Below are 21,002 nucleotides of genomic sequence, written 5' to 3'. Positions count from 1 at the left end.
CGACCTCCGCGGGTGGTGAAGGCAGTGGCTACGTTTTCGGGTGCCGGCGTGACGGATGTCCCCCACGCAGTCCCCCGCCGCGCCCGCACCGGCATCGTCTCGGGAGAAAGCCGTGCCGGCGCGACGTGAGACGGGGCGCGCGCCGCTCTCCGTGACCGCCCCTGCCGGCGCGCGGTTGCGTCTGCTCGACACCTTCACCCTCGAGGCGTCGGGCACGACGGTCGACCTGCCGGAAGGACAGCAGCGCCTGCTCGCCTACCTCGCCCAGCACGGCCCGTCGGCACGCGCTGTCGTCGCGGGCACGCTGTGGCCCGAGGCCACCGAGGGACACGCGCTCGCCAACCTGCGCACCGGCGTGTGGAGGCTCAACCGGTTGCTCCCGGGCCTGCTCTGCGTCGACGGCTTCCGGCTGGGCGTCTCCCCCGACCTGTGGGTCGACTCCCGCCAGCAGGAGGCACTGGCGACCCGGCTGCTCCACCACGAACCCGGCGACGAGCCGTGGGCGGGCGACGAGGTCTCGACGCTGTGGCAGCGCGAGTTCCTGCCGGGCTGGTACGACGACTGGATCATCTTCGAGCGCGAGCGACTCGGCCAGATGCGTCTCCACGCCCTCGAGCACGCCGCCCGGCTGCTGATCCTGCGACGGGACCTGAACGCCGCGCTCCGCTTCGCCCTCGAGGCGGTGCGCACCGAGCCGCTCCGGGAGACCGCGACCGTCGTCCTCGTGTCGGTCTACCTCGCCGAGGGCAACGTGGCGGACGCCGTCCACCAGCGAGACGTCTTCACCGAGCACCTGTGGCGCGAGCTGGGCGTCGAGCCCTCGCCCCGGCTGGCCAGCCTCGTGCCCTGGCCGCGACGGTCGTCACCGACCTCCGTGATGCCCACGTGACGTCGGGGGGGCCATAAAGGGCGGGTGAGCGAGACGCCCGGACGAGTCGAGGCGCTGCTGGTGCTCCGCCTGTGGACCGAGCAGGACGGGCAGCTCAGGGTCCGCATCAGCGCGACCCGGGACGTCGGCGGGCGCGACGTCGTCACGTCGTACGCCGCGACGCGCGCCGAGGTCCTGGCCACGGTCGGCGCCTGGCTGGACTCGCTCGTGACGCCTCGGTGACGCAGGACGGCATATCCGTGGACCAGGCAGCCACTCTCGCGAAGGGGAACCCGCCATGCCCTCGACACTCAACGCCCCCGGTATCTACCTCGAGGAGCTCCCCAGTGGCGTGCACCCGATCACCGGGGTGAGCACGTCCGACACCGCCTTCGTCGACTGGTTCCCGCGCGGACCGGTGAGCACGCCGACGCGGATCACGAGCTTCACCGAGTTCACCCGGGTGTTCGGTGGCCTGCACGCGCAGAGTGCCGCCAGCTACGCCGTCCTGCAGTACTTCCAGCAGGGCGGTGCCGTGGCCTGGGTGGTGCGCCTCGCCGACGCCGGTGACACCGCGGCGGCGATGGACATCAAGGACGGTGCCTCGCCGGCGAAGAAGTCGCTGGCGGTCACCGCGGCCAACCCCGGGGCGTGGGGCAGCAACCTGCAGGTCGCCGTGACGACCAGTGGCAGCACCTTCAGCATCTTCGTCCGCGAGGTCGTGTCCGGCCGGGTGGTCGACGCCGAGGTCTTCCGCAACCTGGTCCGGACGCCGGGCGCCGCGAACTCGGCCATCGACGTCGTCAACGCCGGTTCGCGCCTGATCCGGCTCGCGGCCGGGGTCGGCACCGCCGGCGACCCGGCGGGCGGCGCCGCGACGGCGACCGGCGAACCCGACGACACCGCCAGCCCCAGCCCGTGGGCGCCGATGAGCACGGCGGGTGCCGACACGACCGCGCTCGCGACCAACCTCGGCACCAAGCTCGACACCGCGATGAAGACGCTGGTCTCCATCGAGCCGTTCGTCTTCAACCTGCTCTGCATCCCGGCCATGGCCACCCTCGGCGCCGCCGACCAGAAGGCACTCGTCGCCGGTGCGGTGACGTTCTGCGCCGCGCACCAGGCCCTCCTCCTCGTGGACCCGCCGGCGACGACCACCACGCCGGCGGCGGCCCAGGGGCTCATCGGGACGGCGTTCGACCCGAGCAAGGACGCCGCCTGCTACTACCCGCGCCTCCTGATGCCCGACCCGCTGGCTCCGGGGCTGATGCGCAACATCGGGCCGAGTGGGGTCGTGGCCGGCATCATGGCCCGGACCGACGGCACCCGCGGGGTCTGGAAGGCCCCGGCGGGCATCGACGCCGTCGTCGCCGGGGTCTCGCTCGCCGTCCCCGTCACCGAGGCGGACAGCGGCGCCCTCAACCCCCTGGGGATCAACGCGTTCCGCTCCCTGCCCGTGATCGGCAACGTCGTGTGGGGGGCGCGCACCCTGTTCGGCGCGGACACCCGCGCGAGCGAGTGGAAGTACGTCCCGGTGCGGCGTACGGCGCTCTACCTCGAGCAGAGCCTCCGCGCCGGCCTCACGTGGGTCGTGTTCGAGCCGAACGACGAGCCGCTCTGGTCGCAGGTCCGGCTCAACGTCGGCGCCTTCATGCAGGACCTGTTCCGCAAGGGCGCGTTCCAGGGAACGACGCCCCGCGAGGCGTACTTCGTCCGGTGCGACAGGACCACCACGACGCAGAGCGACGTCGACCGGGGCGTGGTCAACATCCTCGTCGGGTTCGCGCCGCTGAAGCCTGCGGAGTTCGTCGTCATCCAGATCCAGCAGCTGGCCGGCCAGGCCACGGCGTGAGAAGGGCGTCCCCACCATGGCTCAGTTCACCGTGAACACGACCCGCTTCGACCCGTACAAGAACTTCAAGTTCCGGGTGAAGTGGGACGGCAAGTACGTGGCCGGCATCAGCAAGGTGGGCGCCCTGAAGCGCACCACCGAACCCGTGAAGCACCGCGAGGGCGGAGACCCGAGCACGTCGCGCAAGTCACCGGGGCGCAGCGAGTTCGAGGCGATCACGCTGGAGCGCGGCGTCACCCACGACCTGGAGTTCGAGGCGTGGGCGAACAAGGTCTGGAGCTTCGGCTCCGGGCTCGGTGCGGAGTCCTCCCTCAAGGACTTCCGCAAGGACCTCATCATCGAGGTCTACAACGAGGCCGGCCAGGTCGCGCTGGCCTACAAGGTCTTCCGCTGCTGGGTCTCGGAGTTCCAGGCCCTGCCCGACCTCGACGCGAACGCCAACGCAGTCGCCATCCAGCACCTCAAGCTCGAGAACGAGGGCTGGGAGCGCGACCGCGAGGTGCCCGAGCCCACGGAGCCCAGCCTCACGTGAGCCAGCTGACCCCGGCCACCGTCCTGGAGCTGTGGGAGGCGGGCCTGGGCAGCAGCCCCGCCGCCCGCGCCGACCTGCTCCTCGTGTCGGCCGTCGCGGACCGCCGCGACGACCGGCCGGCGGACGACGTCGAGGACTGGCCGGTCGGCACGCGCGACCGCGCCCTGCTCGAGCACTACTGCCCACGTCGCGCCGTGCTCGACGCCGTGGCCGACTGTCCCGCGTGCGGGTCGGCGCTGGACGTCGCCGTCGACGCGCAGGCCCTCGTGGCCGAGTCGTCACCGGGCCCCGTCACCGTCGACGTCGACGGCCACCGGGTCGTGGTGCGGGCCGTCACGGTGGGAGACCTGCGGGCGGTCCCCGCCGGGGGGAGCCCCGAGGCTCTGCGGGACGCGCTGCTGGAGCGCTGCGTCGTCCGCGCGACGTACGACGGGAGCGAGGTGCCGCCGGACCAGCTGCCACCGGCGGTGGTCGAGCGGATCGAGTCGACGCTCGACGAGCTTGACCCCACGGGCGACCTGGAGGTCGTGCTCACCTGCGAGGACTGCGGCGAGCGGTGGTCGGAGACGCTCGACCCGGTGCGCTTCGCCTGGGCGGCCCTGGAGTCGTCGGCGCGCCGGCTGGCCACCGACGTCCACACCCTCGCGCGCGCCTACGGCTGGCGCGAGCAGGACATCCTGGCCCTGAGCGCCTTCCGGCGACACCTCTACCTGTCGGCGCTCGAGCCATGAGCGGTTACCTGATGCGGCTCGCCACCCGGTCGACCCGGGCCACGGGCGGCTTGCGCCCCCGGGCGCCCTCCCTGTTCGAGGTCGCGGTTCCGGCCGTGGACGCCGCACCAGCCGACCTCCGTCCGACCAACTCGCCCACCCCGCCCACCCCGCCGGCCCCGCCCGCCACGCTGCCCGTGACGGCTGAGGAGCCTCCGGCCGACCCGTCGGTCGGTCCGACCCCGCCTGCGCCGGTCCGACGGGCCCAGCCGCGCCCGGCCGTCGGCGAGCGGCCCGCGGCCGCTGCGACGGGGGCGGCGCCGCAGGTCGCCGCCCCCGACGTCCCCGTTGCGCCACCGGTGACGGTCGCCCGCGACGGCCGACCCGGTCCCGCGGTCGCCGCCAGCGCGGTGGCGGCCCACGCAGCCACGCCGGCGGCCGCAGACCTCGAGAAGCGGCCGCCGGTCCCCACCTCCGCCAGGCCGGCCGGCGTGCCGGACGGCGCTCCCGAGGCGGCCGTGCGGTCCACGGTGCTCGCGGGGGTCGCCGTCGACGCGCGTCCTGCCGACCCCGCGGGTCCCGGTGCCACCGTGGTGCCCCTGCCCCGCCTCCACCCGGGTCCGGCACCCGAGGAGCCGGCCCCCGAGGTCACGGTCACCATCGGCCGGATCGACGTGGTCGCGGCGCCGCCCGCGTCGCCGACCCCGACAGCGTCGCCACCTCCCGTGGTCCGGCCGGCGCCGCAGCGACGCGGCACCGGTGCCCCGGCACTGGCCGACTACCTGCGTGAGCGGAGCGGACGGTGAGCAACTTCCTCGCCGTCGCCACGGTCTCCGCGTCCCTCCAGCGCCTGCTCACGCCCAGGGTCAGCGCCGCCGTGGGCGGGGCCGAGGTGTGGGTGGACCGGTCGGACGTGAAGCACCAGAAGTCCGGCGTGAACATCTACATGTACAAGACCTCGCTCGACTCGGTGTCGCGCAACGAGGAGCTGCCGGGGCGCACCTCGGACGGCACGACCCTGCGCGCGCGGCCGCGGGTGCCGGTTAGCCTCCACTACCTGCTGACCTTCCACGGCAGGGACGACGAGCTCGTGCCCCAGCGCCTGCTCGGCGCGACGCTCGCCGCTCTGCACACGCACCCGATCCTCGGCACCGACCTGATCGCCCAGGTGACCGCCGAGGCCACCGCCCAGCCGCCGACCCACGCCTACCTCGCGCTCACCGACCTCGCCGACGCCGACGAGGTGGTGCGGGTCTCCCCCGACCCGATGAGCCTCGACGAGCTCTCGAAGCTGTGGTCGGTCTTCTTCCAGAGTCCCTACCAGCTGTCCGCGACGTACGTCGCCTCGGCGGTCCGCCTCGAGGAGTCCAGCGGGACCCCGGTCGAGGCGCCGCCCGTGCTGCAGCCCCGGCTCACCGTCCGCGGGCTGCTGCGACCGACCATCCTCAGTGCGCTCAACGCCGCCGACCCGCGGGCCCCGGTCGCCTCGACGTCCGTGCTCCGGATCGCCGGCAGCGGGTTGCGGGGCGACCGGACCGTGGTGCGCGTCGGTGCGACCGAGCTGACCCCGGCGGCAGCAGACACGGGCGCCACCTCGATCAGCGTGCCCCTCGCCGGCGGCGCGCAGCTGCGCGCCGGGCTGCAACCGGTGGTCGTGGCCCACCAGTGGTTGGTCGGCGACGCACCGGGCGAGCCCCGCGGTGGCGAGACGAGCAACCCCGTGGGCGTCGTGGTCGTCCCGCAGGTGAGCGTCAACGTCAACGCCACCACCCTCACGCTCACCAGCGACCTCACCATCGGGCGCACCCAGCAGGTGACCGTGGCGCTGCTCGACCGGACGACGGGCGCGACGCTGCGGCAGGTCGACGTACCTCCGCTCGCCGCCGACACCACGACGGTCGCGCTCCCCCGCCCGTCCGCCGGACCGGGCCTCCCGGCCGGCCAGTACGGCGTGAGCCTCGTCGTGGACGGCGCTCAGAGCCCGGTGACCCGCAACGCGTCGGGCACCATCACGGGACCCCTGGTGACCGTGCCGTGACCGCGACCGCCGCGGCGTCCGAGGCGCGCGCCGACTCCGCCACCTGGACCCGGGCCAACCAGCGCTCGGTCGTCGCCGAGCTGAGCGAGGTGACCGCGGCCCTGGCCCGCCACGCCGGCGTCGAGCCACCTCCGGCCCCGCACCGGTCGGCCGGGGCCGAGGCGGAGTCGTCCGCCGTCGACGTCGTGGCCGACGCGTTCGGGCTGTCGCCGTTCGAGCGGTCGATCCTGCTCCTGTGCGCCGGGGTCGAGCTGGACGCGGGCCACGCGGCCCTGTGCGCCAGCAGCCCCACGTTCGGCCTGGCGCTGGCCGCCCTGCCCGACCCGCACTGGTCGGCCCTCGCGCCGGACGGACCGCTGCGCCGGTGGCGCCTGGTGCAGGTGGCCGACCACGGGCCGCTGACGGCAGCCACGCTGCGGATCGACGAGTACGTCCTGCACTACCTCACCGGGCTGCGCGGCCCGGACGCCAAGCTCACCGGCATCGTCGGGGCGGCCGCGGCCGAGCCGGGCACGACCCCGCTCCAGGATCCCGCGGCGCACCGGGTCGCAGACCTGTGGCGCGTTCCCGGGGGGCCGGTGCCGGTGCTCACCGGCGGTGACCGCTGGAGCCGGCTCGCCGTCGCGGCCCACGCGGCCCGTGACCTCGGGACCGGCCTGTCGACGATCGACCCCCGGGTCATCCCGGTCGACCCGGCTGCCCGCGAGGAGCTCGCGCGGCTGCTCGAACGCCACTGCGTGCTGGCCGGGACCGCGTTCCTGGTCGACCACGAGCCCGACACCGACGCCGCGGTCGACGCCCTGGTGTCCCTGACGAGTGCGCCGGTCGCCGTCTCGGCCGGGGCGCTGCCGGCCCTGCGACGACGGGCCACGGTCCTGGTCGACGTGCCCCGGCCCAGCGCCGCCGAGCAGCACGACCTGTGGCTCGCCGGGGCCGGGCCCGACGCTCCGGCCGCCGCGCTGGCGGCGGCCTTCAACCTCGACGCCGCATCGATCGCGGCGACCGTGACGGCCGCGGGCGGCGACCCGGACGCGCTCTGGACCGCCTGCCGCGCCGTCGACCGACCCGACCTCAGCACCCACGCCCAGCGCGTCGAGTCCGCAGCCTCGTGGGACGACCTGGTCCTGCAGCCCGTCCAGCGGCAGACCCTCGAGCTGCTCACCGCCCACGCGCGCCACCGGGTGACGGTGTACGACGAGTGGGGCCTGCGGATGGGACGTGACACCGGTCTGGGCAGCACGGCCGTCTTCGGCGGGCCGAGCGGCACCGGCAAGACGTTCGCGGCCGAGGTCGTCGCCAACGACCTGTCCCTCGACCTCTACCGGGTCGACCTGAGCGCCGTGGTGAGCAAGTACATCGGCGAGACCGAGAAGAACCTCCGCCGCGTCTTCGACGCCGCCGACCACGGGGCCGCCGTGCTCCTCTTCGACGAGGCGGACGCGCTCTTCGGCAAGCGCACCGAGGTCCGGGACAGCCACGACCGCTACGCCAACGTCGAGGTCTCCTACCTCCTGCAGCGGATGGAGGCCTACCGCGGGCTGGCCATCCTCACCACCAACATGGCCGACGCGCTCGACGCGGCCTTCCTGCGCAGGATCCGCTTCCTGGTGAGCTTCCCCTTCCCCGACCGGGCGATGCGCCTCGAGCTCTGGCGTCGCGCCTTCCCCGCGGCGACACCGACGTCGGGGCTCGACCTCGACGCGCTGGCCACCCTGGACCTCGCGGGCGGCACGATCCGCAACGTCGCCGTGAACGCCGCCTTCCTCGCCGCCCACGCCGGCGAGCCGGTCGGCATGGGGCACGTCGTCCAGGCCGCCCGGATCGAGTGCAGCAAGCTCGGCCAGCCGATGCCCTCCCTGACCTGGGAGTCCCCGTGACCCGGCCGGAGGTGCGGCTCCACGACGTCAGGGTCACCGGCGACGTCGACCGCGCGGCGCTCCTCGCGGCCATCGAGTCTGCCGTCGCCGACGCGTCCGTCACCGGTCCCGTGGCGCCCGACCGCGTCAGGTCCGCGGTCTCGGACGCCGTCTCGTCGGTGGTCGACCCACCGCGTGGCCAGGAGGGTGGTCCATGAGAACGACGACGAGCGCACCGACCACGGAGGTCGCCGCCACCACGGTGTGGCGGTGCGGCGGCAGGCAGTGTGGCGCCGGCGAGTGCGCCCACGAGGAGGACGAGCTCCACCGGCACGCCTCGGGCTCGGCGGCGGTCGGTCCCGCCACCCTGCGCGTCAGCAGCCCGGACGACCCCGCGGAGGTCGAGGCCGACCGGATCGCCGACCAGCTCATGCGCGACGTGGACGTGGCGACCCCGGCGGCGCGACCCGGGCACCAGGTCCAGCGCAAGGGAGCGGCCGACTTCTCGGCGTACGACGTCGACGAGGAGGTCAAGCGCAGCGCGACCGACCCGGGCGTGGCCGCCCGGGAGGTCGACGAGCGCGTGCGCTCCGTCCGCGGGGGTGGGCGCCCGCTCGAGCAGGAGGTGCGGACCTTCATGGAGCAACGGTTCGGCCACGACTTCGGCAGCGTGCGCGTCCACACCGACGTCAGGGCTGCCGAGGCCGCGCAGGCCGTCCACGCCCACGCGTTCACCCTCGGGAAGGACATCGCCTTCGCCGCGGGCCAGTGGCGTCCTTCCACGCACGAGGGCCGCAGGCTCCTGGCCCACGAGCTCACCCACGTCGTCCAGCAGACCGGGACGTCGCCGACGCCGCAGCCGGCCGGGACGGTCCAGCGCGACCTCGCCACCGAGCTGCCGGAGGGCCCGGTGGAGGACCAGGCAGACCTCAGCGAAGCACAGATCCGGTCCGCCATCGCCTTCAACCGGGCCCGCTACGACGAGGCGAACACGAGATTGATCCAGAACCTGCTGGGGGGCGAGGTGACCGGCACCTGGACGCGGGGGAACATCGTCGCCATCGCTGCCACGCAGGAGCAGTACGGGCTCACGGCCGACGGCAAGGTCGGCAGCGACACCTTCCGTTTCCTCAACGACGAGCAGACGCTGGAGGGCATGGACACCACCGATGCGAACTGCCTGACGGCGTTCAACGTGAGCGTTGCTCCGGTGAACTTCGTCGGCACCAACCCGGCGTCCATCGAGGGACACTTCCGGACCTCGTCGGAGTTCTCCAGCCGGTGCACCTGCTCGGACTTCCAGTACCGCCAGTTCATCCGGGGACATGCCCGTCACATCCGCGGCGGGGTCACCACCGACATCAGCAACGCCTTCGCGAACGTCCCGGGCGGCCGCCTGCCGGCGAACTTCCGCGAGGACGGCGACACCACGGACAACCCCGTGAACTACGGGCACCGCAACAACAGGGCGGACGCCAGTCCCGAGGACCACTACATCGACGATGCCAACGCCAACGACCAGGCGAACGGCTGTCGCTACCGCAACGAGGACTTCCCGGGACTGACGGGGATCACCCCCGTGACCGGCGACGTCTTCGACCTGAACATGAGCTTCCGCGGCGAGATCCAGCGCAACGGGACCGCTGTCGAGACGAAGCACTGGACAGCGATCAACGGCCGGTTCACGATGCCCTGAGAAGGATCAGGTGGTTTCCATGACCCGCACCATCTCCGGGAAGCGTCGCGTGGTGGACCGGTCCCGCGCAGGCGTCTGGTCGCCGGTGCCGGCCGTCGCGGCACCGGCCGGATCCCGCCCGGGCGCTCCCGACCACGAGTTCGCAGACCTGCACGTCTCCCGACCGGACCGGGCCTGCGGCCTGCCCTCGGTCACCGGGACCGACGTCGAGGACGAGGAGATCCCGGGCCCCGTCCGTGATGACCGACCGCACCAGGGTGCCGCCACGATCGTCTGCGACGGCAGCGGTGGGTACCGCGTCGCGCTCAACTCCTGGGCGGGCGCGGCGTGCGGCATCGAGGGCTGCGTGCGCCGCCACGAGGAGTCCCACGCCACCGACTGGCGCCGCCGCTGGCCGCAGGGGTGCAAGGACAAGGCCAACGGCGCCGCCATCCCGCTCGGCGGACCGGGCTACGCCGACTTCCTCAAGACCTCCGAGTGCACGGCGTACGGCGTCGAGGAGTCCTGCATCGCCCCGCTGCTCGCAGCGGCGACGCGCGACCACACCCCGTGCGAGGCCACGCTGCGGAGCCATCTCGCGGACACGCGCACCCAGAAGGCGTCCTACTGTTGACCGGGTCCGCCGGATGACCGAGACCGAGGCGGTCGAGGTGGCGAGGTGGCTGGCGGTCGCTGCCGGCCACGACCTCGCTCGCTACGCCGAGCCGGAGGCGCGGCTCGAGGGTGACGAGTGGTTCGTGCTGTTCCGGGGCGTGTCGGGGGCGCCGGGCGACCACTTCGCGATCGCACTGCACCACGACACCCACGCCTCCCGGGTCGTCGAGGGGCGCTGAGCCCCGCAGCGTGCTCCCCCACACTCGCGCGTGCGGCAACCGTGACGGCCCGGTGACGCCGACCCGGCGAGCCTGAGCGGATGACGGGGTTCTCCGGATCGCCGAGGCTCACCAAGGGTGCGCTGATCGGGCTCGACGTGCTGAAGCCGCTGGCCAGCGTCATCGTCTTCCAGTACAACCCCGAGAAGGTCACCCGGACGCTGCGCGCCCGGACCGGGGGCGGCGACGGCGCGGAGGGCGAGGCGCTGCGGCTGAGCGGGCCGCCCGAGGAGACCTTCGACCTCGCGATCGAGATCGACGCGACCGACCAGCTCGCCGTCGGGGACTCGGTCGCCGGCGAGCTCGGCATCGCCCCGCAGCTGGCGTCGCTGGAGATGATGTTCTACCCCGCGTCGGGCCTGGTGATCGCCAACGAGGCCCTCGCGCTCGCCGGCCTCGTCGAGGTGGTCCCGCCCGAGGCACCGCTGGCCCTCCTCGTCTGGGGGCCCACCCGGATCCTGCCCGTCCGGATCACCAGCATCAGCGTCGCCGAGGAGGCCTACGACCCGAGCCTCAACCCGATCCAGGCCAAGGTGACGCTCGGCGTACGCGTGCTCACCTACGACGACCTCGGTCTGCTCTCGGTCGGCGGGGGGCTCTTCATGGTCCACCAGGTGGCGAAGGAGGCGATGGCCAACCTCGGCAGCGCCCTCTCCTTCTCGGCGACCACGACCGTGGGCGCCGGCGCGACGGCAGGGGGCTGAGGTGTTCGCCCCGTCGAGCCGGTACGCCGGGCTCCCCACCGCCACCACGGTCGTCACCGGCGCGGACGGGGAGGCCCGCGAGGTCACCTACGTGCGCCGGCGGCTGCTCCCCCGGCTGGCCGACCTCACGGTGCTCAGCCACCACACGGTGCAGCCGGGTGAGCGCCTCGACCACCTCGCCGCCCGCTACGCCGGCGACCCGACGCAGTTCTGGCGCCTGTGCGACGCGACCGAGGTCCTCCGCCCGGCCGATCTGGAGGTGCCGGGCACCCGGCTGCCGATCGCCGCGCCCGTGCGGCAGGGCGGGTGACGCGGTGCTCGAGAGCGTCCTCGGGGTGCGCCTGCTGCTCTGGACCGGCAACCCGGTCCCGACGCCGAGCCCGAGCCTGATCGAGCCGTTGCGCACCGTCGAGGTCCGCAACGACACCGAGTCGGGCGACGGCTTCCAGATGACCTTCGCCCTCACCAAGGACACCTTCGGTCGCTACGACGTCGTCGACACCCTGTCGCCGGGGACACGGGTCTGGATCGGGGCCGTGATCGGCGTCGTCCCCGAGCCGCTCATCGACGGGGTCGTCGAGCGGCACGACCTGAGTCCCAGCGACCGCCCCGGCGAGACCACGCTCACGGTGACCGGGAGGACCGTGACCTCGCTGCTCGGGCTGGAGGAGAGGAACACGTCGTTCGCCAACCAGCCCGACTACGTGATCGTCACCCGCACGCTCGCCTCCTACCCCGAGCTGGGGTTCGTGCCCGACGTCACGCCCACCACCGACGTGCCGATCGAGCTCCAGCGCACCCCGCAGCAGCGCGAGACCGACCTCGCCATGATCAACCGGCTCGCCGAGGCGAACAGCTTCGTCTTCTACAGCGAGCCGATCACCTTCGGCGTGAACCGGGCCCACTGGGGTCCCGTGGTCCGCGCCGGGATCCCGCAACGGGCCCTGACCCGCGGCATGGGCGCGCACGGCAACTGCCGCCAGCTGTCCTTCAGCAACGACTCGCTGGCACCGGAGGGCGCGACCGGCACGTTCGTCGAGCCCCTCACCAAGATGCGGATCCCGATCCCCGCGCTGCCCGCCCTCCGCCTGCCCCCGCTGTCCGCGTCTCCGGCCGGTGCCCGCCGGACGACCGTGCTCCGCGACACCGCGAACACGGGTCCTCTCCAGACCGCCCTCGCCTCGGCGGCCGCCGCCACGCGGGCGCCCGAGGCGGTGCGCGGCCAGGGCACCGTCGAGACCGCCCGCTACGGCGGCGTCCTCCGGGCCCGCGGCCTCGTGGGCGTGCGGGGCGCCGGGCTCGACTACGACGGGTTCTACTACGTCACGCAGGTGACCCACACGATCTCGCGCGGCAGCTACGTGCAGGGCTTCGGCCTCAGCCGCGAGGGCACCGGCACCCTCACCCCGGCGGTGGTCCCGTGACCGAGTTCTTCGGCAAGTACCGCGGCGTGGTCACCGACATCCAGGACCCGCTGATGACGATGCGGATCAAGGCCAGCGTGCCCGACGTGTACGGCGACGGCACCAGCGGCTGGGCGATGCCGTGCTCGCCCTTCGGCGGCAACCAGGTCGGCCTCTTCGCGCTGCCCACGGTCGGCGCGGGGGTGTGGATCGAGTTCGAGCACGGCGATCCCGACTACCCCGTGTGGACGGGCTGCTGGTGGGGCTCGGCCGCCGAGGTGCCCACCCAGTGGCTGGCGCCGCCGTACAAGAAGCTGATGGTGGTCACCCCCGCGGGCCACAGCATCACCGTCGACGACACCCCGGGGGTCGGCGGCATCACGCTCCAGACCGCCGACGGGGCGAAGGTGGTGCTGAGCGCGATCGGCCTGCAGATCACGAACGGGCAGGGCGCCACCATCCAGCTCACCGGCCCCCAGGTCTCGATCAACAACGGCGCGCTGGACGTGACCTGATGCCCGGACTCGCCCTGACCCAGGCCGGCACGGTCCTGTGCGCCCACGGCGGCCAGGCGCAGCCGACCGCACCGCTGCCGCGGGTGCTGATGTCGGGCTCCCCCGCGGTGGGCCAGTCCGCCCCCTACGTCGTCGCCGGGTGCCCGTTCGTCGCCGGCACCGTGCCGTCCCCGTGCGTGACCGACACCTGGATGACCGGCGCGCTGCGCGTGCGGTCGGGGGGCATCCCGCTGCTCCTGCAGGACAGCCAGTCCGTCTGCGCCCCCAACGGCACGCCGTCGATGGTCATCTCGCCCGGCCAGGCAAGGGTGATGGCCCAGTGAGCGGCCTGCGGCCCGACTTCCCGCTCCGGATCGACGGGCGCGGCCGGTCCGCCGCGACCGGTCAGGACGACCATGTCCACGACCTCGTCGAGCAGGTGCTGTTCACGAGCCCGGGCGAGCGGGTCAACCGCCCGACGTTCGGCTGCGGGCTGCTGCAGCTGGTCTTCGAGCCCAACTCCGAGCCGCTCGCCCTGGCCGTCAAGGCGACCGTGCAGGCCTCGCTCCAGCAGTGGCTCGGTGAGCTGATCGCGGTCGACCGCGTGGACGTGCGGGCGGAGGACTCCGTGCTCCGGGTCACCGTCGGCTACACGGTGCGGGCGACCCAGGAGTCGCGCCTCGACGAGTTCCGGAGCTCGCTGTGAGCGACCTCGACCTGTGTCCCGAGGGGCAGCGCGTGGAAGCGGTCCGCGACGCGGTCACGGTCAACGGCATCGACTACCTCGAGGTGCTGCCGGGCCAGCGCAAGCTGGCGGTGCACTTCCTGCACGCGCTGCCCGGACAGCCCGACGAGGTCCCCTCCGGCGGCACGACGCTCACGCGCAGCCACGTCGTCATCGACGGCGGCGACCGGGTCCGCGGCCTCCGGGCCCTGGGCACCGCGACGACGGACGACGTGCTCACCGTGACGACCTCTGGCCCCGGCGACTTCTCGACCTACCGCCTGCGGCTCGTCGACCCCCTCACGGGCAGGACGCCCCGCGGTTTCGACCCACGCCTCAGCGAGCTCGACTTCAGCTTCAAGGCCGGCTGCCCGACGCGGTTCGACTGCCGTCGCGACGACAACTGCCAACCGCCCCCGCTGCCCTCGACGGTGCGCGACTACCTGGCCAAGGACTACGAGAGCTTCCGCCGGCAGATGGTGGACCGCATCGCGGCCCGGGTGCCCGGCTGGGACGACCACCCCGCCGACGCGCAGGTTGCCCTGGTCGAGCTGCTCGCGTTCGTCGCCGACCGGCTCAGCTACGAGCAGGACGCGGTCGCCACCGAGGCCTACCTCGGGACGGCCCGGCGCCGTACGTCGATCCGCCGGCACGCGCGGCTGCTCGGCTACCGGGTGCACGAGGGCTGCGCCGCGCGGACGTTCGTGCACCTCCCGGTGACCGCAGCCCAGACCGTGCCGGCCGGCACCCGGTTCCGCACCGGCGGCGACGAGGGCGACGTCCAGGTCTTCGAGTCCCTGCACGACCTGGCGGCGTTCCCCGCCCACGGCGGGATCGACCTGCACACCTGGAGCGACGACCTGTGCTGCCTGCCGCAGGGCGCCACCAGCGCGACGCTCCGGATCGACCACCCGCTGTCGCTGGCAGCCGGCGACTTCCTGCTGCTCGAGGAGATCGCGGGAGCGGAGAGCGGCGAGCCGGCCGATGCCGACCGCACCCACCGTGCGGTGGTGCGGCTGGTCGAGGTGGGCGAGCCGGCGACCGACCCCCTCGACGGGCGGGCGGTACTCGACGTCCGGTGGGACGCCGAGGACGCGCTCCGGTTCCCCCTGCGCATCGTGTCGGAGACGCGGGACGGCGACGGCAGCCTGCGCCGGTCGGTCGTCGGCGTGGCCGCCGGGAACATGGTGCTCGTCGAGCACGGGGCCACCGTGGACGGGCCGGTGCCGCTCGACACCGGGCTCGACGACGTCGGTCGCTGGCGCCCGCTGCTGCCGGACGGGCGTCCGACGTACGCCGTGCCCTACGACGAGCTCGTCACGGACCACACCGGCCGGCGGGTCCGCCCCTCGGCGACCGCGCTCCTCGCCACCGACCCGCGGCAGGCCCTGCCGTCCATCACGGTGGCGCCCGCCAACGACCCGCAGGACGACCACGCGTTCCGCCCGGTGGCCGACCTGCTCGCCTCCGACGCGGACGACCGCACCCTCGTCGTCGAGCCGGAGGACGACGGGACCGCGACCCTGCGCTTCGGGGACGGCTCCTACGGCCGCGAGCCCGACGTGCACGAGCCCCACGTGGCGACCTACCGCGTCGGCCACGGCGCCGCCGGCAACGTGGGCCCGGAGGCGATCACCCGCATGGACGGCGACGACCTGGTCGTCCGCAACCCGCTCGCCGGCACGGGCGGCGTCGACCCCGAGCCGACGGAGCAGGTGCGGCAGGACGCGCCGTACGCCTTCCGGGTGCAGGAGCGCGCCGTGACCGAGGCCGACTACGGCGCGATCGTCACCGACCGCTTCACGGGCGTGCAGCGGGCCCGCGGGCGGATGCGCTGGACCGGGAGCTGGTACACCGCGTTCGTGACGGTCGACCGGACCGACGGCGTCGCGGTCGACCCCGCGTTCACCGAGCGGGTCGGGCGCTTCCTCGACGGCTACCGGATGGCCGGTGTGGACGTCGACGTCGCGCAGCCCCGACCGGTACCGGTCGAGCTCGAGCTCTCCGTCTGCGCCCACGACGACCGCTTCGCGACCGACGTCGAGCGCGACGTGCTCGACGTGCTGTCGGCCGGGACGACCCGCGCCGGGCGGCGCGGTCTCTTCCACCCCGACAACTTCACCTTCGGCACCCCGGTCCACCTGAGCCGGGTCTACGCCGCGGTCCTCGCCGTGCCGGGCGTGGCCACGGTGCGCGCCACCACCTTCCGGCGGTACGGCGAGCACAGCCGCGGCGAGCTCGCCGCCGGCGTGCTCCGGGTGCACGACATGGAGATCGCCCAGCTCGCCAACGACCCGGACGTCCCCGAGCGGGGCGTGCTCACCGTCCGCGTCGGGGGTGCCCGATGAGCGACCAGCGCCGCGACTGCGGCTGCCCGCCCGCTGGAGCGACGGCGACGCCGGCACGGGTGGACAACCCACCCGGACTGCCCGCCGTACGACGTCGCGTGGGCACGTCCGGGGCGTTCGCGTCCGCCATGGAGGCACGCCTCACGCGCAGCCCCGCGCTGTCAGGGCTCACCACCCGCGACGCCGACGACCCGACCATCGCCCTGGTCGACGCGTGGTCGTCGGTGCTCGACGTGCTGGCCTTCTACACCGAGCGGGTCGCCAACGAGGCCTACCTGCGGACCGCGGTGGACCCGCGCTCGCTCAGCGAGCTCGCCCACGAGGTCGGCTACCAGCCCCTGCGGGGACGGGCGTCGGCGACCGTGCTCGCCCTCACGCTCGAGGACGCCGTCGGCGCACCCGACGTCGTGCCGGTCCCGACCGGCACCCGGGTGGCCAGCCTGCCCGGGCCGGGCGAGGTGCCCCAGACCTACGAGACCACCGCGGAGCTGGTCGCGCGGCCGGCCTGGAACGCGATCGCGGCCCGAGCCCGGGTGCCCCAGCAGGTCGGCGTCGGGCACCGCTCGGTGCTCGTGGACGGGCTGCGCAGCGACCTCGCCGTCGGCGACGCCGTCCTGCTCGTCGGACGCGAGCGCGAGGCCTCCAGCGCCGACACCCACTGGGCGTTCCGGCGGCTGGCCTCGGTGGAGCGGCTCCCCGGCCTCGACGCGACGCGGATCGGCTGGGTCGACCCGCTCGGGGAACCCGCCACGTCGACCGGCCGGCACGGGGTCGAGCAGCTCCCCGACGCCCGCGACCTGCGCCTGTACGTCCTGCGCACCCGGGCCGCGATCTTCGGCGCCGCCGCTCCCGACTGGCGGCTGATCAGCCAGTCCGTCGGCGGCGGCAGGCCCGACGGGACCGGCTCGTCCGTCCCGGTCACGAGGTCGCTGCTCCACGCCGAGCACCGCGGGCGGAGGCGCGACACCCTCGAGTCCCGCGCGCTGCCCGGACCCGACTGGCCGGGGTTCAGCGTGGTCGCGCCCGGCCAGCCGGAGAACACGGTCGATCTCGACGCCACCTACCCGGCGGCCTCGCCGGGGTCCTGGGTCGTGCTGGCCAGGACCGGCGTGACGGTGCTCTACCGCGTCATGGCCACCACCGAGACCTCCCGGACCGACTTCACCCTCAACGCCAAGGTGAGCCGGCTGTCGCTCACCGGTCCGACAGCGAGCCACCTCTTCGGGGCCTCGGTGCGCGAGACCACGGCGTTCGTGGGCTCGGAGCTGCTGCCGCTGGCCACGGGGCCCGATCCGCTGCCGGTGCAGGGCGAGCAGATCGTCCTCGCCCGTCCCGTGCCGACGCTGGAGGCGGGTCGCCGCGTGGTCGTCGTCGGCCCCCGACCCCGGATCCGCGTGGCCGAGGGCGTGCGCACGCTGACCGCGACTCCTCCCGGCCGGAGTGCGGTGCACCTGCACCCCGGCGACGAGCTCGAGGTGAGCGGGCGGGTGGACGACAACGGCGACGGCACCGTCACGTGGCGGACCACCCGGGGCCTGGTGACGGGTCCTGCGGACGCGCTGCAGCCGCTCGCACCGGCGGCCGGGGCCCCCCGGCACCGCGAGGAGGCCGTGGTCGCCGGGCCCACCCCCGACAGCGACGAGGTCGACACGCTCGTGCTCACGGCGGCGCTCACGGGCTGCTACGACCGCGACGCGGTGCGGGTGCTCGCCAACGTCGTGACGGCCACCCACGGCGAGTCGCGCGCCCAGGTGCTCGGCGGCGGCGACGCCGCCCTCACCTACCAGCACTTCACGCTGCAGGAGCCGCCGCTGACCTACGTGCCGTCGGCCAGCGGCGGAGGAGTCACGTCGACGCTCGAGGTGCGCGTCGACGGCCGGCTCTGGCGCGAGGTTCCCCAGCTGTTCGGCTGCGGCCCCGACGACGAGGTCTACGTGACCGCGACCGACGACGAGGGCACGGTGACCGTGACGTTCGGCGACGGACGGACGGGCTCGCGGCTCCCGACCGGGGCCGGCAACGTCACGGCGCGCTACCGCGTCGGCACGGGGATGGCGGGCCGGCTCGACGCCGACGTGCTCACGCTGCCGATGACGCGGCCGCTCGGTCTGCGAGCGGTGACCAACCCCCTGCCCACCGGCCTCGCCGCCGACCCCGAGACACCCGCGGACGTCCGCGCCCACGCCCCGCGGACCGCCCTGACCCTCGATCGCGTGGTCTCCCTGCGTGACGTCGAGGACTTCGCGCGAGGCGTCCCCGGCATCGGCAAGGCCGTCGCGGCCCGGCTGTGGGACGGACGTCGCCGGTTCGTGCACCTGACGGTGGCGGGCTCCGGCGGACAGGTGCTCGACACCGAGGCGATCCGCAACCTGCGCGACGCGCTCCTCGGAGCCGGCGACGCCCGGCTGCCGCTGGAGGTGCAGGCCGCCGAGGTCGTGGCCGAGCACGTGAGCCTCACCGTCGTGGTCGACCCGGCGTACGGGACGCGGGAGGTGCTGGACGGCGTCACCCGGTCCGTGACCGCCGCGCTGTCCGAGGGCGACCGCGAGCTGGGGCAGCCCCTGACCGAGGGCGACGTGATCCTCGCCGCGCACGCCGTCGCGGGCGTGGTGGCCGTGACCGTGACGGTCCCGCGCACCGACGTGCCCTCGTCCTCCGCGCGCGTCGTCGGCGGTGTCACCATGCCGGCCCAGCTCGTGGTCCTCGCCGCCGGCGGGCTCACCGTCACGGAGGCGTCGTCATGACCGCCCTGCGCGACCAGCTCATCGACCTGCTCCCCCGGGTCTACCACCAGCGTGACACCGAGCCCGGGCAGGGCGGCGTCCTCGAGGCACTCCTCCAGATCCTCGGCGAGCAGGGCGACCTGGTCGCCGCCGACCTCGAGCAGCTCTACGACGACGCCTTCATCGAGACCTGCGCCGACTGGGTCGTCCCCTACCTCGGCGACCTGCTCGGCGTCCGGCTGCTGCACCCGCTCGGGCCGGGTGCGGGACGCCAGCGCGCGCTCGTCGCCAACACCCTCGACCACCGGCGCCGCAAGGGCACCCTGGCTGCCCTCGAGGACCTCGCCTTCCAGGTCACCGGGTGGCCCACGGCGGCCGTGGAGTACTTCCAGCGGCTCGGCACCACCCAGCACCTGGCCCACCGCCGCCCCGGCAACCTGCGCACCCCCGACCTGCGGCGGGCGGCCGACCTCGAGCTCGTGGGCGGACCCTTCTCGGTCGCCGCCCGCACCGCCGAGGCGCGCCTGGTGCCGGCGGGGCTCCACAACCTCCCCACCATCGGCCTGCACGTGTGGCGGCTGGCGCCGCAGACGGTGCTGCGGGCCACCGCCCGCCCGGTGACCGACCCTCCCGACGGGCGCTACCTCGTCGACCCGGTCGGCCTCGCGGCGCCGCTCTTCAACGCGCCTCCCCCGCAGCCGTCGATCACCACGCTGGCCCGTGAGTTCGAGGTCCCCGCACCGCTGCGCACCCGGGCCCTGTACGACGAGCTCGAGGGGCTGCGCGCCGCCACCGGGGACGTGCCGCGCTGGTTCGGCGCCGAGCCCGTCATCGAGGTGTACGCCGACACCGGCGGCGGCCTGGAGGCCGTGCCGGTGGCCGCCCTCACCGCCGCGGACCTCGGCGACCCGCCTGCGGCGACGTCGACCGGCTGGCCCCGCCCGGCCGCACCGCTGACCGTGGCCGTCGACCCGGTCCGGGGCCGGCTCGCCTTCCGCGACGGGCTGGTGCCCACAGCGGTCGAGGTCACCGCCACGGTCGCCTCGCCGGGCCGCGTCGGCGCCGGCAGCTACGTGCGCGACACCGTGCTCCCGACGGCGCCCGACGGGAGCGCGCCGTGGTTCCGTGCCGTGGGCGCGGCGGCCGCGCCGGTCCCCGGCGCCGTCTGCGCCACGATCGCCGAGGCCGTGGCCGACTGGCAGGCCGAGCCCGCCGGCACGATCGGGGTCATCGCGCTGCTCGACAGCCGGACCTACGTCGAGGACCTCGCCGTCACCGTCCCCGCCGGGAGCGAGCTGACGATCGCCGCCCTCGCCTGGTCGCAGGCCGAGACCGCGAACGCCCTCACGGTCCTGCAGCTCACCGACGCCGTGCCCGCCGGCCGCCGGCCGCACCTGCGTGGCTCCATCACCGTCACCGGCACGGCGCCGACCGGGGACGAGCTCCCGGGCGAGCTGGCCGTCGACGGCCTGCTGCTGGAGGGCAGCGTCACGGTGGCCGCGGGTGACCTGGGCCGCCTGGCCCTGCGTCACACCACCCTCGTCCCCGGCACGGGGAGCCTCACCGTCGACGCCCCTGCCGCGACCGACGACGACAACGGACACCTCGTGATCGAGCTGACGCGGGCGATCAGCGGGCCGGTCGCCGTGCCCCACCGCGGCCCCGAGCTCGACCTCGCCACCAGCATCGTCGACGGCGTCGGCGGCCCCGCGGTCGACGCGCCCCGGGCCCCTGCCCTGCTCGACCAGGTCACGGTGGTCGGTGCGCTCACCGTCGAGCAGCTCAGCGCCAGCGACTGCGTCCTGGCCGGCCAGGTCACGGTCGAGCGGCACCAGGCGGGCTGTCTGCGGTTCAGCTACCTGAGCGAGGGTGCCGTCGCACCGCGCCGCTTCCGGTGCCAGCCCGACCTGGCTCTCACCGGGGTGACCGACGCCGCCACCGCCGCGGCCGTGCGCGCCCGCCTCACGCCGGCGTTCAGCTCCACGACCTACGGCGACCCGGCGTACGGACGGCTCGACGACCGGTCCGACCCCGCGCTGCTGACCGGCGCGTCCAACGGTGCCGCGATGGGCGCCTTCGCGGAGCTGCAGGAGCCGCAGCGCCTGGCGAACCTCGCCGCGGTGCTCGACGAGCACCTCCGGCTCGGCCTCGAGGCAGGAGTCGTCCGTGAGACCTGACCACA

21 protein-coding genes are annotated in these 21,002 nt (G+C 74.4%); all 21 read left to right on the top strand.

Features of this window, described 5'->3' with window-relative positions; all coding sequences use genetic code 11:
- Positions 1 to 112: 112 nt before the first annotated feature.
- The 21 genes from ACFPGP_RS01485 (at position 113) to ACFPGP_RS01385 (ending at position 20,997) form a co-directional block, all read left to right on the top strand.
- Positions 113 to 889, top strand: a complete 777-nt coding sequence (locus tag ACFPGP_RS01485; RefSeq protein ID WP_378585899.1) for an AfsR/SARP family transcriptional regulator — start codon at positions 113 to 115, stop codon at positions 887 to 889.
- Between the two features lie 24 nt (positions 890 to 913).
- Positions 914 to 1,111, top strand: a complete 198-nt coding sequence (locus ACFPGP_RS01480; protein WP_378585897.1) for a hypothetical protein — start codon at positions 914 to 916, stop codon at positions 1,109 to 1,111.
- A 55-nt stretch (positions 1,112 to 1,166) separates the two neighbouring features.
- Positions 1,167 to 2,720 carry a phage tail sheath C-terminal domain-containing protein gene (locus ACFPGP_RS01475; protein WP_378585894.1) on the top strand — a complete coding sequence of 518 codons (1,554 nt, stop codon included), beginning with the start codon at positions 1,167 to 1,169 and terminating at the stop codon, positions 2,718 to 2,720.
- 16 nt (positions 2,721 to 2,736) lie between these two features.
- Complete coding sequence (locus ACFPGP_RS01470) at positions 2,737 to 3,252, top strand: phage tail protein (protein WP_378585892.1); 516 nt, start codon at positions 2,737 to 2,739, stop codon at positions 3,250 to 3,252.
- Entirely contained in the window at positions 3,249 to 3,983 is a 735-nt protein-coding gene (locus ACFPGP_RS01465) for a hypothetical protein (RefSeq protein ID WP_378585890.1), read from the top strand. Before ACFPGP_RS01470 ends, ACFPGP_RS01465 begins: the two co-directional genes overlap by 4 nt.
- Positions 3,980 to 4,768, top strand: a complete 789-nt coding sequence (locus ACFPGP_RS01460) for a hypothetical protein (RefSeq protein WP_378585887.1) — start codon at positions 3,980 to 3,982, stop codon at positions 4,766 to 4,768. The genes ACFPGP_RS01465 and ACFPGP_RS01460 overlap by 4 nt, the downstream gene beginning before the upstream one ends.
- Entirely contained in the window at positions 4,765 to 6,000 is a 1,236-nt protein-coding gene (locus tag ACFPGP_RS01455) for a Pvc16 family protein (RefSeq protein ID WP_378585885.1), read from the top strand. Before ACFPGP_RS01460 ends, ACFPGP_RS01455 begins: the two co-directional genes overlap by 4 nt.
- Positions 5,997 to 7,877 (top strand): ATP-binding protein, encoded by a 1,881-nt coding sequence (locus tag ACFPGP_RS01450; RefSeq protein ID WP_378585882.1) that lies wholly within the window; start codon positions 5,997 to 5,999, stop codon positions 7,875 to 7,877. Before ACFPGP_RS01455 ends, ACFPGP_RS01450 begins: the two co-directional genes overlap by 4 nt.
- A complete protein-coding gene (locus tag ACFPGP_RS01445; RefSeq protein ID WP_378585880.1) occupies positions 7,874 to 8,074 on the top strand; it encodes a hypothetical protein in 201 nt (66 codons plus the stop codon). The genes ACFPGP_RS01450 and ACFPGP_RS01445 overlap by 4 nt, the downstream gene beginning before the upstream one ends.
- A complete protein-coding gene (locus ACFPGP_RS01440; protein WP_378585878.1) occupies positions 8,071 to 9,552 on the top strand; it encodes an eCIS core domain-containing protein in 1,482 nt (493 codons plus the stop codon). The genes ACFPGP_RS01445 and ACFPGP_RS01440 overlap by 4 nt, the downstream gene beginning before the upstream one ends.
- 19 nt (positions 9,553 to 9,571) lie before the next feature.
- Positions 9,572 to 10,165, top strand: coding sequence for a hypothetical protein (locus ACFPGP_RS01435; RefSeq protein WP_378585875.1), 594 nt, complete (start codon positions 9,572 to 9,574; stop codon positions 10,163 to 10,165).
- Between the two features lie 13 nt (positions 10,166 to 10,178).
- Positions 10,179 to 10,385, top strand: coding sequence for a hypothetical protein (locus ACFPGP_RS01430; protein ID WP_378585873.1), 207 nt, complete (start codon positions 10,179 to 10,181; stop codon positions 10,383 to 10,385).
- 80 nt (positions 10,386 to 10,465) lie between these two features.
- Positions 10,466 to 11,128 (top strand): hypothetical protein, encoded by a 663-nt coding sequence (locus tag ACFPGP_RS01425; RefSeq protein ID WP_378585870.1) that lies wholly within the window; start codon positions 10,466 to 10,468, stop codon positions 11,126 to 11,128.
- 1 nt (position 11,129) lies between these two features.
- The gene (locus ACFPGP_RS01420) at positions 11,130 to 11,438 is read left to right on the top strand and encodes a LysM domain-containing protein (protein WP_378585867.1); all 309 of its coding nucleotides are present in this window, start codon (positions 11,130 to 11,132) and stop codon (positions 11,436 to 11,438) included.
- A 4-nt stretch (positions 11,439 to 11,442) separates the two neighbouring features.
- A complete protein-coding gene (locus tag ACFPGP_RS01415) occupies positions 11,443 to 12,552 on the top strand; it encodes a hypothetical protein (RefSeq protein WP_378585864.1) in 1,110 nt (369 codons plus the stop codon).
- Positions 12,549 to 13,046: a phage baseplate assembly protein V gene (locus ACFPGP_RS01410; RefSeq protein ID WP_378585862.1), complete on the top strand. Its 498-nt coding sequence runs from the start codon at positions 12,549 to 12,551 to the stop codon at positions 13,044 to 13,046. Before ACFPGP_RS01415 ends, ACFPGP_RS01410 begins: the two co-directional genes overlap by 4 nt.
- A complete protein-coding gene (locus ACFPGP_RS01405; RefSeq protein ID WP_378585860.1) occupies positions 13,046 to 13,369 on the top strand; it encodes a hypothetical protein in 324 nt (107 codons plus the stop codon). The genes ACFPGP_RS01410 and ACFPGP_RS01405 overlap by 1 nt, the downstream gene beginning before the upstream one ends.
- A complete protein-coding gene (locus tag ACFPGP_RS01400) occupies positions 13,366 to 13,731 on the top strand; it encodes a GPW/gp25 family protein (RefSeq protein WP_378585858.1) in 366 nt (121 codons plus the stop codon). The genes ACFPGP_RS01405 and ACFPGP_RS01400 overlap by 4 nt, the downstream gene beginning before the upstream one ends.
- Positions 13,728 to 16,097: a putative baseplate assembly protein gene (locus ACFPGP_RS01395; protein ID WP_378585856.1), complete on the top strand. Its 2,370-nt coding sequence runs from the start codon at positions 13,728 to 13,730 to the stop codon at positions 16,095 to 16,097. The genes ACFPGP_RS01400 and ACFPGP_RS01395 overlap by 4 nt, the downstream gene beginning before the upstream one ends.
- Positions 16,094 to 18,841, top strand: a complete 2,748-nt coding sequence (locus ACFPGP_RS01390) for a hypothetical protein (RefSeq protein ID WP_378585853.1) — start codon at positions 16,094 to 16,096, stop codon at positions 18,839 to 18,841. Before ACFPGP_RS01395 ends, ACFPGP_RS01390 begins: the two co-directional genes overlap by 4 nt.
- Complete coding sequence (locus tag ACFPGP_RS01385) at positions 18,838 to 20,997, top strand: hypothetical protein (protein WP_378585850.1); 2,160 nt, start codon at positions 18,838 to 18,840, stop codon at positions 20,995 to 20,997. Before ACFPGP_RS01390 ends, ACFPGP_RS01385 begins: the two co-directional genes overlap by 4 nt.
- Positions 20,998 to 21,002: the final 5 nt, after the last annotated feature.

The organism is Nocardioides taihuensis, from assembly GCF_042657275.1.
GTDB lineage: Bacteria > Actinomycetota > Actinomycetes > Propionibacteriales > Nocardioidaceae > Nocardioides > Nocardioides taihuensis.
The sequence above is the reverse complement of the archived record's forward strand: the minus strand, read 5'-3'. Positions and strand labels throughout refer to the sequence as shown.

Bases quoted from the DNA above. Each gene is read 5' to 3' on its own strand.
- ACFPGP_RS01440 (WP_378585878.1), top strand. From the start codon at position 8,071: ATGAGAACGACGACGAGCGCACCGACCACGGAGGTCGCCGCCACCACG.
- ACFPGP_RS01385 (WP_378585850.1), top strand. From the start codon at position 18,838: ATGACCGCCCTGCGCGACCAGCTCATCGACCTGCTCCCCCGGGTCTAC.
- ACFPGP_RS01405 (WP_378585860.1), top strand. From the start codon at position 13,046: ATGCCCGGACTCGCCCTGACCCAGGCCGGCACGGTCCTGTGCGCCCAC.
- ACFPGP_RS01425 (WP_378585870.1), top strand. From the start codon at position 10,466: ATGACGGGGTTCTCCGGATCGCCGAGGCTCACCAAGGGTGCGCTGATC.
- ACFPGP_RS01470 (WP_378585892.1), top strand. From the start codon at position 2,737: ATGGCTCAGTTCACCGTGAACACGACCCGCTTCGACCCGTACAAGAAC.
- ACFPGP_RS01390 (WP_378585853.1), top strand. From the start codon at position 16,094: ATGAGCGACCAGCGCCGCGACTGCGGCTGCCCGCCCGCTGGAGCGACG.
- ACFPGP_RS01475 (WP_378585894.1), top strand. From the start codon at position 1,167: ATGCCCTCGACACTCAACGCCCCCGGTATCTACCTCGAGGAGCTCCCC.
- ACFPGP_RS01430 (WP_378585873.1), top strand. From the start codon at position 10,179: ATGACCGAGACCGAGGCGGTCGAGGTGGCGAGGTGGCTGGCGGTCGCT.
- ACFPGP_RS01460 (WP_378585887.1), top strand. From the start codon at position 3,980: ATGAGCGGTTACCTGATGCGGCTCGCCACCCGGTCGACCCGGGCCACG.
- ACFPGP_RS01435 (WP_378585875.1), top strand. From the start codon at position 9,572: ATGACCCGCACCATCTCCGGGAAGCGTCGCGTGGTGGACCGGTCCCGC.